Origin of the sequence: Steroidobacter flavus, from assembly GCF_042651805.1 — a bacterium.
GTDB lineage: Bacteria > Pseudomonadota > Gammaproteobacteria > Steroidobacterales > Steroidobacteraceae > Steroidobacter > Steroidobacter flavus.
Genome location: NZ_JBHSDU010000015.1, coordinates 1855054 through 1866709 on the forward strand (window position 1 = coordinate 1855054; position 11656 = coordinate 1866709).

The 11656-nt window shown below is 61.8% G+C and carries 9 protein-coding genes; 2 read left to right on the top strand and 7 right to left on the bottom strand.

What is annotated here, in order from left to right; translation table 11 throughout:
- The first annotated feature begins 62 nt into the window (after positions 1-62).
- Complete coding sequence (locus ACFPN2_RS35125) at positions 63-386, top strand: DUF3817 domain-containing protein (RefSeq protein WP_380605463.1); 324 nt, start codon at positions 63-65, stop codon at positions 384-386.
- Complete coding sequence (locus ACFPN2_RS35130; RefSeq protein WP_380605465.1) at positions 383-784, top strand: CopD family protein; 402 nt, start codon at positions 383-385, stop codon at positions 782-784. The genes ACFPN2_RS35125 and ACFPN2_RS35130 overlap by 4 nt, the downstream gene beginning before the upstream one ends.
- Before the next feature lie 11 nt (positions 785-795).
- Here ACFPN2_RS35130 and ACFPN2_RS35135 read toward each other — a convergent pair whose 3' ends face one another.
- The 7 genes from ACFPN2_RS35135 to ACFPN2_RS35165 all read right to left on the bottom strand — a co-directional run bounded on the left by ACFPN2_RS35135 (position 796) and on the right by ACFPN2_RS35165 (position 11648).
- The gene (locus tag ACFPN2_RS35135) at positions 796-1686 is read right to left on the bottom strand and encodes an SDR family NAD(P)-dependent oxidoreductase (RefSeq protein ID WP_380605467.1); all 891 of its coding nucleotides are present in this window, start codon (positions 1684-1686) and stop codon (positions 796-798) included.
- A gap of 12 nt (positions 1687-1698) precedes the next feature.
- Complete coding sequence (locus ACFPN2_RS35140; RefSeq protein WP_380606739.1) at positions 1699-2313, bottom strand: TetR/AcrR family transcriptional regulator; 615 nt, start codon at positions 2311-2313, stop codon at positions 1699-1701.
- A gap of 179 nt (positions 2314-2492) precedes the next feature.
- A complete protein-coding gene (locus ACFPN2_RS35145; RefSeq protein WP_380605469.1) occupies positions 2493-4109 on the bottom strand; it encodes an AMP-binding protein in 1617 nt (538 codons plus the stop codon).
- Between the two features lie 11 nt (positions 4110-4120).
- Complete coding sequence (locus ACFPN2_RS35150; RefSeq protein WP_380605471.1) at positions 4121-5755, bottom strand: carboxylesterase/lipase family protein; 1635 nt, start codon at positions 5753-5755, stop codon at positions 4121-4123.
- Complete coding sequence (locus tag ACFPN2_RS35155; protein ID WP_380606741.1) at positions 5752-7020, bottom strand: spinster family MFS transporter; 1269 nt, start codon at positions 7018-7020, stop codon at positions 5752-5754. Before ACFPN2_RS35155 ends, ACFPN2_RS35150 begins: the two co-directional genes overlap by 4 nt.
- A 61-nt stretch (positions 7021-7081) precedes the next feature.
- A complete protein-coding gene (locus tag ACFPN2_RS35160; protein WP_380605473.1) occupies positions 7082-9322 on the bottom strand; it encodes a TonB-dependent receptor in 2241 nt (746 codons plus the stop codon).
- Positions 9323-9473: 151 nt separating this feature from the next.
- Positions 9474-11648, bottom strand: coding sequence for a penicillin acylase family protein (locus tag ACFPN2_RS35165; RefSeq protein ID WP_380605475.1), 2175 nt, complete (start codon positions 11646-11648; stop codon positions 9474-9476).
- Between the last annotated feature and the right edge of the window lie 8 nt (positions 11649-11656).

The following is an 11656-nucleotide window of genomic DNA, read 5'->3' on the forward strand; positions in this document are numbered from 1 at the left end:
CTTCGGCAGCTCGACTCGCGGCTTGGCCCGACGATGCGGCTTGCGACAAGGTTTCTCACGACATGACGACACATTCCCTCGCGCGTCTGCGCGATCTCGATCATCTACGTCTTGCCGCGCTCTTCGAGGGCGCGACGTTGCTGGCGTTGCTCACCGTCGCCGTTCCGTTGAAGCACCTCGCTGGCCTGCCGCTGGCCGTCTCAATTGCGGGCCCGGTGCATGGGCTCGCCTTCCTCGTCTACCTGTGGCTGACGATAAACATCGCCGCCGGTGCGGAGTGGAGTACGCGTGACCTGGGGCGCCTGCTGGGTGCCGCGTTCGTGCCGTTTGGATTCGTTTCCACGTTGCGCTTCATCCGCAGACGTCGGGCCGAATCGATCTCATGAGTTATTTGCTGATCAAGTCGCTGCACATCTGCGCGATCATTCTCTGGATCGCGGGCATGGTGCTCCAAGCCGCGACATTGCAGTTCTCTGTAGAACGGCGCTTGTTAGAAAGTCTGCGGCGCTGGGATCGGCGCGTCACCGCGCCCGCGATGCTCGTCGCCTGGATCACGGGCTTGTTCCTCGCCAATCTGGGCGATTGGTTCGGCAATGGTTGGCTGATGATCAAACTGACGTTCGTGATCTGCCTGGCGGCGTTGCACGGCCTGCTCGCGGGACGGCTGCGCAGACGGTTGGAATCGGGGGTAGCGAATAACCCGCCATTGTTGAGTGTCACGTTGGCGGGATTGTTCGGGCTGACGGCCAGTATCGTAGTCCTCGTCGTCGTCAAACCGTTCTGACGCGGAGACGTCTATTTCCCAGCCATCGCCCCCGCGACGTAACCTGCGGCAGCCAATTCACGCTCCGCTTGTTTGAACCCATAGGCAGGAACGAGTTCATCAGTGCGATCGCCAACCTGTTCCCACTGCGCGATCACGCGCTCGCCGGCATCCGCATCCCCACCGACCTGAACCCCTTTCGTCAGCGTGACATGTGCCTGAGCAAAATGCCCAGCGCCAGCACACAGGATCGCCCGATTCGGCGCTTGCTCGCCGACCAACGCAAGCAACCCAGGGCTGACCAGCCTAGGCTCGAGCCGCTGCAAAGCTTCTTCCGCCAGCACACCGTGAGTCATCTGCGTGGCGGCCGTGGGCGCCAGGCAGTTCACGCGAACGTTATGTTTCTCGCCTTCGAGCCCGAGCGTCTGCATCAGCCCGACCAGCGCCATTTTCGCCGCGCCATAGTTGGATTGACCGAAATTTCCATAGAGCCCGGAGGAAGAAGTAGTCATCACCACGCGACCATACTGTTGCTGACGCATGATGTCCCACACCGCCTTGGTGCAGATCACTGAGCCCATCAAATGAACATCGATCACCAGGCGGAAATCCGCGAGGCTCATCTTGGCAAAGGACTTGTCGCGCAGAATGCCGGCGTTGTTGATCAGAATATCGATGCGCCCCCAGTTCGACATCACCCCGCCGATCATGGTGGCAACCGCCGCCTCGTCAGTCACTGAAGCCGCCACCGGAATCGCCTCGCCGCCCGCAGCGACGATTTCATCGGCGACCCGCGTGGCAGCCGACGCATCCATGTCGTTCACGACAACTTTCGCACCGTACCGGGCCAACAACAGCGCATGCGCGCGACCCAGTCCGCCGCCCGCTCCAGTAACGATTGCGACGCGCGATTCCAATGTCATTTCAACTCCCCTTCACTTACCACACACGGCCAGGAAACCGCCGGCCATGAACCTGGCCATGCGTTTCTTCACGGCCTCGAAATCTTCCGACTGACACAGGCCGCCGGACAGCTTGTCGATACGACCGGTGCGCGCCAACGTCAGCAACAACGCGCCAGTCACGAAGTGATATCCCCAAAAGATATCCTCGTCGTGACAATCGGGCAGCGCCCGCTTCAGCAGCCCGATCAGCTTCAAGACCACCGGATCGAAATGCTTGTCCATCAACTCCGCACCCCACTCCGGGGTATTTGCGACCTGCGCGCCGAGCCGGCCATAGTTCTTCCAGCGCTTGCCGCCCTGGATATAAAGATCCAGGTCGGTGTCCAGGAACGCATGCAGCGCCCCTTCCACCGTCGGCTTGCCGTCGGTCTGCGCCTCGTACGCGTCGAGGGCGTCCATTCGTCGCGTGCTCGTGACTACGGCGCGCCGTCCGAACACCTCGTCGAACAGTTTCTTCTTGTCCCGGAAGTAATAATTCATCAGCGTGTGATGCACGCCGATCTGTTTGGCCACGTCCTTCAACGTCACGCCATACAGACCATGTTTGGAGAACAGGTCCTCCGACACGTCCAGGATCTGCTCCATCATCTCGGCGCGCTGCTCCGCCTTGGTCGGGCGCTTGCCGCGAGCCTTGGCGGGTTTGGCGCTGGACGCTTTCGTCTTGCTCGCCTGCTTACGCCGGGTCTTGGCTTTTTTCACGGGCACATTTACAGACACTTCAGTCGGCCTCCATCGTCTACGGCACGGCCGGGGCGCGCCGCGCCTCAGCCACCGCCGTATTCTAATCTGAGGCGCATCTTGTCGATCTTTCCGGTCGATGCCAGCGGCATTCGCGACAGGCGGAGCACCGCGTCGGGAATCCACCAGGGCGCCACCTGCCCGCGCAGCGCGGCGAGCAGGGCCTCATCGGTAATTGACCGAGAGTCGCGCAGCTCCACCAGCAACACCGGGCGCTCGCCCCATTTCGGATCGGTCCGACCGATCACCGCGGCCAGCGCGACTTCGGGCAGGCGACCGACGATGGCCTCGATCTCGGCGGGATTGATCCACTCGCCGCCCGACTTGATCAGGTCCTTGGCGCGGCCGGTGATGATCAGCTGTCCGTCCCCGTCGATGCGGGCCAGGTCGCCCGTGTTGAACCAACCATCGGCATCGGTCGCGGACCGTTCATCTCCAAAATAGCGGTCGATGACGCTGGCTCCGCGCACGCGCAAATGTCCCTCGATGCCACGTTGCTCGGGAAGCGGTCGCCCATCGGCATCGGTCAGCAACAGATCCACGCCGATCGCGGGACGGCCTGAAACAGAGGCCGAGCGCTTCGGATCGTTCGGCGCCGACATCGTGCCGGAGGGCGACAGCTCGGTCATGCCCCAACTGGTCTGCAAAGAAACACCGAGGCGTCGCTCGATACGTTCCATCAACGCAGGTGGCAACGGAGCGCCGCCAACCAGGATACGTTTCAACGTCGGCAGCTCGGCGCCCGTCGCTTCCAGATGTTCCACCAATCCCAGCCAGACCGTAGGCACCCCCACTGCAATCGTTACACCCTCCGCTGCAATCAGGCGCGCCAGACTCGCGCCGTCGGCATGACGGCCCGGCAAAACCAACTTCGCCCCGGCGGCGGGCACCGCGAACGGCAGGCCCCAAGCACCGGCATGAAACATTGGCACGACGGTGAGCACGCTGTCGGCGGCGGTGATGCCCAACACATCCGCCTGAAGTAGACGCAATGTATGAAGGAAGCTGGAGCGATGGGTGTAAGTAACGCCTTTGGGGGCGCCTGTCGTTCCCGAGGTGAAACACAGCCCGGAGGCAGAGCGCTCATCGAAATTGCCCCACTCGACCGGAAGGCTATGCGCCCCAGCGGAAATCCCGCGAGACACCGACTCGCGATACGCGCCGGTCGCCTCTTCAAGCGACATCACCGCCGGGCCATAACGTTCACCACGCCACGCAGACACCGCCCCGTCGATGATGACGACGTTCTCAACCGTCGACGTGCGCTCGATGATCTGCTGTGCGAGCGGCGCGAGATCCGCGCTCACAATCATCACTCGACACGCCGACTGCGCGAGCATCGAAGCCAGCTGTGCAGCAGTCAGCCGAGGATTGAGCGTGTGGCAGACCGCGCCCATGCCCATGATCCCGTACCAACTCTCAACGTGAGATTGGGTGTTCCACGCCAGCGTGGCCACGCGATCGCCGAAACCAATGCCGAAATCTCTGAGCATCGCCGAGACACGCAAGCTTCGCGCTCGCAAGTCGGCATAGCTCGTGCGATCGGTTTTGCCACCATCGCGCCCCGTCACCACTTGCGCTCGCGGGTGCCACTTGGCTGCGTGATCGAGAAACTTATCGAGAGTCAGCGGAAACTCTTGCATGGACCCTTCAATCATCGACACTGCTCCACGGGCGGCGGCAGTTGCGGTGAGAGGACCCCGACATTCCAATTCCACGACTGTGCCCCGCTCGCACGACGCCGGCACACGACGGCCTCATTCAATTCATACATGCCCGGCATGAGACGGGTCGCCGCTTTCGGCTCGCTGTCAAACGTCATATAGGTGCGAGTTGAACCATAGGCCGGCCAGCTCGGCTGCCCGGTTGCACTCGGTTCAGTCGTACGAATGAAGCTGGACCAGTAATCGAGCATCGCATCGGATAGTTCTGTCTCCTCGGGCGTCGGCGGCACCTTCGGCCACAGCGGCGGCGTTCGCGCCGCTGTGCCAAACACATACGGCAACTCGGATGCATGAAACGCATGCAGGCCCGCTTTCTCCGCCGCCGGATAGCCATGATCGAAGAGATAAAGAAAGCTCGACTGACCCAGCTCCGTTTGCTTTCTCACCAGCCGCTCGGCAGTCCAGCCGTACAAAGCATCGCGCGTCGTCGCGAGCAACGTCTCTTCGAGCTTGGCGCTGGGATACAGACGCAGGAACTCATCGGCCAGATCGGCATATCGCTCGCGGATCGTGAGCTGATAAGCCTTGCCATTCTTCGGCACCGGCGGCGCGAGGAACCGCAGCGAGCGGATCTCACCGCTGTTGAAGCCTGCAATGATCGGGACCGGCGCCTGTTCGCCACGATCGAACACATCAACCAACTGGCGGGGCAGAACGCGACCGTCGATCGTGCCCAGCGGGAAGTACCCGACCCGCGCCGCGACCTCCATCAACTTCTCCGGCTCGATGGCGCGCAAGGCCGTCATATCTTTCGCGCCAGCGGCCTCGACGATGCGAGCTCCGATCGCCTCGGCCGGAAACTCACCGAAACGCGCCTGCTTCAGCTCCGGCGTCGAGATCATGTATGCGCTTTGAGCGATGGCTTTGTGAAACAGCCCACGGGCCGGCGGCGATGTCATCAAGTACATGACGCTGAGCCCGCCGGCCGATTCACCCGCAATGGTCACATTCGACGGATCGCCTCCGAACGCGGTGATGTTCCGCTTCACCCAGCGCAGCGCTTCAATCTGATCGAGCAAGCCATAGTTACCGGAGATATTCCCGTTCGATTCGGCACTCAGTTGAGGATGAGCGAGATAACCGAGGACGCCGAGGCGATAGTTGATCGACACGACCACCACGCCGCGCTCCGCGAGCTTCGTGCCGTCGTACATGGGTTCGCTACCGGAACCGGTCGTCAACGCTCCGCCATGAATCCACACCATCACGGGCGCTTTGCTAGCTCCCTGCTTCGCCCAGACGTTAAGGAACAAGCAGTCCTCGCTGATTGCGCCCAGGTCCCACGCATAGATGCTGCCGTTACGAGCCTTGGGCTGCATGCACGCCGCCCCAAACTTCGTCGCGTCTCGCACACCGCTCCATGCCGGCATCTCGACGGGCGGCTTCCAACGCGCGTCACCGACAGGCGGCTGCGCGTACGGCAGCCCTTTGAACACGTTGACCGAACCCTCAGTCACGCCTTGCACTGTGCCGGTTGGCGCACGAACAACCGGGTCTTGATCAGCCATCGCGGGCAGAGCAAACAAAACGCTCGCCGCAAGGGCATACAACCGAAATGACATCATGATTCAGCTCCAGCCTCCCGCGGGATTCCGGCGACCGCGCGCTGTGGATCGCTCAGCCTCTTGGCCAAGCCGAGAAACATGAGCGCTGCCAGTACGTAGAACGGCACGAGGGTGTAGAAGGCAATCTGCAGTGAGTTGTTCGGATGGCTCTCTCGTAGCAGATCGCTAATGGCGCCGAGATACGTCGGCCCGAGCCCCAACCCGATGAGATTCATCACGAGCAACAACAGAGCGCCCGCGAGCACGCGCTCTTGCGGCCGCACTTCCTCTTGCACCAGCGCCACGGCCGGCGAGAGATAGAAGTAGTTGAAGAAAGTCGGCCCGATGAGAAACAGCAGCGCCATCGGCCAGGTCGGCGCCCACACGAAACCGATGAAGAACGGAATCGCCAGGGTCAGCCCCACCGCCGGCACCAAGGCATACGCCTGTTTACCGCGCGGCGCGAACTTGTCGACGAGGCGACCCGACGCATACATGCCGGCACTGATGCCGATCCCGATGAGCAGAGCGTAGTAAATCGCGACCTCATTCAGCGTCATGCCCTTCTCACGCATTAGAAACAGCGTGGTGAAGTTCAGCGAGGCATACGTAACAAACTGCGTGGCGCCACTCGCCAGCGACACGATCACCAGCACCGGCCGCGAGAAAAACATCGCAATCGTTTCGCGAAAGCCTGCCTTCTCGGTGGCGGCCGTTCCGGGCACAGCGGTCGGTTTGAAATCCAGACGCCCGCGCGCCGGCTCTCGAACGAACAAGTACACCGCCACCGCAGTCACGACGCCGACGGCTCCAAGCACCACGAACGCGCTTCGCCAACTGTATGCAGCTGCAATCGAAGCGCCGAACGCCACGCCCAACGCCTGCCCCAGCGGCGGCCCCAGATTGAACAACCCCAGCGCGGTGCCCCGCGTGCCGGGACCGAAGTAATCGGAAATGATTGCATACGACGGCGGCACGCCGCCCGCCTCGCCCACACCCACTGCCATGCGAGCGGCGACGAGCTGCGGATACGTCGAGGAGTACCCGCAAGCCACCGTCGCCGCACTCCACAGCGCGCACGCGAACGACAGCACGCGCACGCGATTGGTCCGATCCGCCAGCCAGCCGACGGGAATCGAGATCAAGCAATAGAACAGCGCGAAATACAAACCGCTGATGCGCCCGAGCTGGCCATCGGTCACGCCCAGATCATCCTGGATCGGCTTGGCCAGGATCGACAGCAACTGCCGATCCAGGAAGTTCAGGACATACACGAAGCACAACATGCCGAGCACGAACCAGGCTCGTGCGTCGGGCCGCGCGGTTGCCGTCGACAACGTTTCTCTCCTAGAGATCGTAGTTGACGCGCAGGCCCACCGTGCGCGGCCGCATGGTGCCGAAGCGACTCGCGAGGAACGCTTCGGGGTGGATGTACGTGACGGAGTCGTCGTTGAACAGGTTCTCGACGTACGTCGTCACGGTCAGTCCGCCCATGATCGCGCCCAATGTGAGATTCACGTTGTTGTAGCTGTCAGTGTAACCATAGGTAGCCAGCGTTCGAGTCGGCGCACCCGGCACGCGCGGGAACGAGCTCGGGAACGAATCGACGTGCTGGAAGGCCGCCGAGAAGAAGCCACGCGTGCCGGCTGTGACATCGAAGCCGTAGTTCACATACGCGCCGCCCTGGAATTTCGGTGCGGCCAGTCTCGCATCGGGCACCGCCCCTGAGATGGCCGCCTCTTGCGGGGTCAGCTTCGTCACATGCGCTTGATTGAACGACCCGCTCAAGCCGACCTGCACATCTCGAATCGGCAGCGCCGTGATCTCGAACTCAAAGCCCTTGCTGCGCGCCTCGCCGATGTTGGTGGCGAACTGCACCGAGTCCGACACTCGATTGGCCTGCACCTGAATGTCACTCCAATCGATCAGATACGCGGCCAGGTTGCTCGTAAGCCGGCCGTCGAACCAGGTGCTCTTGGCGCCGATCTCATAGTTCTGAATCTTGTCGGTGTCCGCCCCGTTGGGAATGACCAGGTCGGTGGGATCGACCACGCTCGCCCGACCCGCAAAGCCATTGACCACTGGCGAACGGAAGCCGGTCGAAACGGTGGCGTAAGTCGTCACCGAAGGAATCGGCTGGAATGAAGCGCTCACTTTATAGGAGGGGCGATGGCCTTCCGCCTTCACGCCCTGGACGGGCGCAATCGGCACCATCGGTATCTGCCCTGAAATTCCGAGCAACGCCCAGGTGAGATAGGCGCTGTTATAACCGCCCTCGACATACGAGCGTGCGTCCACGCCGCCGTAGCGCATGCCATACGTCAGCCAGATCTTGTCGTTGATGTGATAGGTCAGCTCGCCGAAGCCGGCGATCTCGTGAGAGATCGTATGGTTGTACTGGCGCTGGTAGTACTCATCCGGCAGCCCGGTGATACCGCGCGCCGCCAGGAACTCGGGCGACGAGCGATAGAAATAATCGACGTCGTGGCGCCGGTCGAGGAAGAAGCCACCGATCACCCAGTCGAACTTGCCGCCTGGATCGGAGGCGACGCGCAGCTCCTCGACGAAGGTGTCCTGATAACCGTACGCGTCCAGGCCGAACGCAATCGCGCCATTGAACGTGCCCGCCAGATCGACGAAGAACTTTTGATCGAACGTCGAGTAGGTGGACGAGCTGGTGAGTAGCGCGCCGTCGAACTGATATTCGACGGTCGCATTGAACGTGGTGAGCTCGCCGACGAACAGGTCCGGCCGATCCGAGTTGCGCTTGCGCTTACCCAGCGCCGGATTGATGAGCGCCGAGTCCTTCGGATTGCTGTCTTCATACGAGGCAAGCACGCGCACCGACAATGCATCGGTGGGCTTCCATAACAGGATGGCGCGACCGCCCCAGTCGACCAGCGTATTGGAGTCCTTGACGCCGGTGCCGATGTTGTCGACATAGCCCTCTTCATCCCGATAAAAGCCGACCACGCGCAAGCCGAGCTTGTCGACCAGCGGCACGTTGAGCATCGCGTTGTAGCGTTGTCGTAGCGAGCCGCCGTCGGTCACGCCGGTATCGACCATGCCAGCGGCGTCGAAGGAATTCAGATCCGGGCTGTTGGTGAGAATGCGCAGCGCGCCCGACAGCGAGCCCGAGCCGAACAACGTGCCCTGCGGACCGCGCAGGAACTCGATGCGCTCCACGTCGAACAGATTCGGATCGAGCACGGTGGTGTTGCCGATCGTCGAGATCGGCAGCTCGTCGATATAAATCGCCACCGTGTTCTGCAGATTCGCGCCGTAGCCGTTAGTGGCGATACCGCGCGCGGTGAAATTGTTGAAGTTGGCGGTCGGCTTGTTGAGCACGACGCCCGGCGTTTCGCGCGCCAGACCTTCGTAACCGACGATGCCCTTGCTGGTCAGATCGTCCTGTGAAAACGCGGTGATGCTGAGAGGAACATCCTGCAATCGTTCGCTACGGCGCGTGGCCGTGACGATGATCTCCTCGAGCTGATTGGCTCCCTCTCCCGAAGCCTGTGCCGAAGCCAGAGTTGGCAACACGAACAACGCGACCGCCGAGGCGGACGCCAGCAGACCAGACGTCATAGATCCCCCCTGCAATGGACGCCGGTCTTGGTGCCAGCGCGTGCCGAGGATCATGCGCCCGGCCGGCGCCTGTCGTCAATACTCACTCACTCGTGTGTGAGTATCTTGATGGGCAATGACCGGCGCGCAGGCCGGCCGGTATTAAATGGCTCTACTTGCCAGGATGATAGGTGCGCTTCGCGTGCGGCTCGAGATCCGACGGATAGAAATAAACGTCGCGCAAGTCGCCGCGGCTGTAGCGGTCCGCCTGATCGTAGAAGTGCGGAGACTTGGGATCGCCGTTCTCACCGCCCGCGGAAATGGCCCGGGCACGCACTTTCTCTCCGAACTCGACGACGGCGACGAAGCTGTTGCCGCTGGTTCCGTAATAGCGCTTGGTGCCGGGATACGGTTTTGCGCCAAATGAAGCGAGCGAGCCCCACTGCGCCGAGGTGAAAGGCACGGCAATGCTCGGCGCTGCATCGTTGAACGGTTGCACGATGTCGCCGGTGAGCCGTTGGAAGCGATTGATCTGGCCCCACGGCGTGCGCCAGTTGCCGAAGTCCCCGGCCAGCCGATTCGAGGCAGTCAGCAGCGCCTGCAACTTTTGTTCGGGCGTGGCGCGCTCGGCCATGTAGTCGTAAATGGAAACACCGGCTTCACGCGATTTGTCCCAGACGTCTTTCCACAACGTCTCGCCCCAGAACACCGCGAGCGAGGTCGCCGCGGAATCCGCCGACCAGCGATAGTCCCACTGACGCAGGAGGTCTATTTGTTCTTTCAGCTGACCGCGCAGGGCCTGATCGACGGGCAAGCCGTCGTAAGCCTGCACCAGCGTCGGGATCAACCGAGAGAAGGCGGTGAGATAAGGATCGTACGCGGCCGACAGCAGCGACGATAAAGTGAAGTCCTTCTTGTTCTCGAGCACACGGATCGCGTGCAAACCGCGCGGATTCTCTCCAACGCTGTCCATGTAGCGCGGAAACTTCTCGCGCTTTGGACTGAACTCGGCCGCCGCCGAATAGGGCCAGTTGTTGGTATTCATGATCCAGCCATTGCCTGGATTGAACACGTACGGCAGTTCATTGAGCTTGTGCAACCCTTTCCAATCGGTGGCGGGATCGCTGCCATCGACCGGCTTGGTGTAATCGAAGCGATCATCGCGCTTCGGCACGAACTGCGGATGCAGGTAAGCGATGTTGCCGTCGACGTCCGCGTAGATGGTGTTGTTCGATGAGTTGGCCTGCAGCTCGGTGACCTTCAGATACGACTGGTAGTCGCGCGCCTTGGTGCGCAGGAAAGATTGTTGGAGCGCTTCGGACGGCCGATGCATCAGCGCGATGCTCACCCACTTGCCGTCGAGCTCGCGCACGATCGGGCCGCGATGAGTCTTGTAGACCGTGAACGATCGGGTCGCGAGCTTGCCCTCGCCAGTCCGATACGGCACATCGATCTTCACGGCCTTCAGCGGACGCCACTCGGTGCCGTATTTGTAGCGCATCGAGCCGCCCTGGCCGTCGACGGTCTCAAGGAACTCATCGACCACATCTACGCCGCTCGACGTGTGCATCCAGCCCAAGCGATCGTTGAATCCCTGATAGATGAAGAACTGGCCCCAGGTCGCCGCGCCGTAAGCATTGAGCCCTTCGTCGCTGGTCATCTGCAGCTCGGAGCGGAAGAAGAACGACGTGTGCGGATTGATCAGCAGCATCGCGTGCCGGTCGGCGGTGATTGCCGGCGCAATGGCAAAGCCGTTCGAGCCACTCGGCTCCCGGAATACTGCCGGGTTTTCGTCAGCAAGCATTGCGACCCGACGCTTGCCGTAGAACGTTTCGAGCTGACTCAACGAGACGCGCTCGATATCGCCGCCGATACTGCCTTCGCTGAACGAGAGCGCCATCCAGGGCTCGAAGTGGGAGATGACCCGCGGCTTCACGTCTTTGTGAGTGTGCAGGTAGTAGTTCAGGCCGTCGGCCCATGCGGTCATCAACACCTGCAGCCACTTCGGGCTGGCTGCGTAGCGAGCTTGCATATCGGCCGGATCGATGAACAGCTTCATGCGCAGATCTTTGTAGATCGCGCCCTCGCCTTCCGCCTCCGCCAGCCGCCCCATCGAGTTGAGATAGTTGGTCTCGACGCGATTGAAGTCATCTTCAGCCTGGGCGTAGATCATGCCGAACACGGCGTCCGCGTCCGTCTTGCCGCGCACGTGAGCGATGCCCCAATTGTCGCGAACGATTGTGGTTCGCTTGGCATGCTCCTCCCACCGCGCGTTATCGGCCGGCGTCGAGGCAACACTGGTCTGGGTAACGAAAATGACCAGCAACAGGCTGAGGACTGTCTTCATGGGATGAG

Bases quoted from the DNA above. Each gene is read 5' to 3' on its own strand.
- ACFPN2_RS35125 (WP_380605463.1), top strand. From the start codon at position 63: ATGACGACACATTCCCTCGCGCGTCTGCGCGATCTCGATCATCTACGT.
- ACFPN2_RS35130 (WP_380605465.1), top strand. From the start codon at position 383: ATGAGTTATTTGCTGATCAAGTCGCTGCACATCTGCGCGATCATTCTC.
- ACFPN2_RS35135 (WP_380605467.1), bottom strand. From the start codon at position 1,686: ATGACATTGGAATCGCGCGTCGCAATCGTTACTGGAGCGGGCGGCGGA.
- ACFPN2_RS35140 (WP_380606739.1), bottom strand. From the start codon at position 2,313: ATGGAGCAGATCCTGGACGTGTCGGAGGACCTGTTCTCCAAACATGGT.
- ACFPN2_RS35145 (WP_380605469.1), bottom strand. From the start codon at position 4,109: ATGCAAGAGTTTCCGCTGACTCTCGATAAGTTTCTCGATCACGCAGCC.
- ACFPN2_RS35150 (WP_380605471.1), bottom strand. From the start codon at position 5,755: ATGATGTCATTTCGGTTGTATGCCCTTGCGGCGAGCGTTTTGTTTGCT.
- ACFPN2_RS35155 (WP_380606741.1), bottom strand. From the start codon at position 7,020: ATGTTGTGCTTCGTGTATGTCCTGAACTTCCTGGATCGGCAGTTGCTG.
- ACFPN2_RS35160 (WP_380605473.1), bottom strand. From the start codon at position 9,322: ATGACGTCTGGTCTGCTGGCGTCCGCCTCGGCGGTCGCGTTGTTCGTG.
- ACFPN2_RS35165 (WP_380605475.1), bottom strand. From the start codon at position 11,648: ATGAAGACAGTCCTCAGCCTGTTGCTGGTCATTTTCGTTACCCAGACC.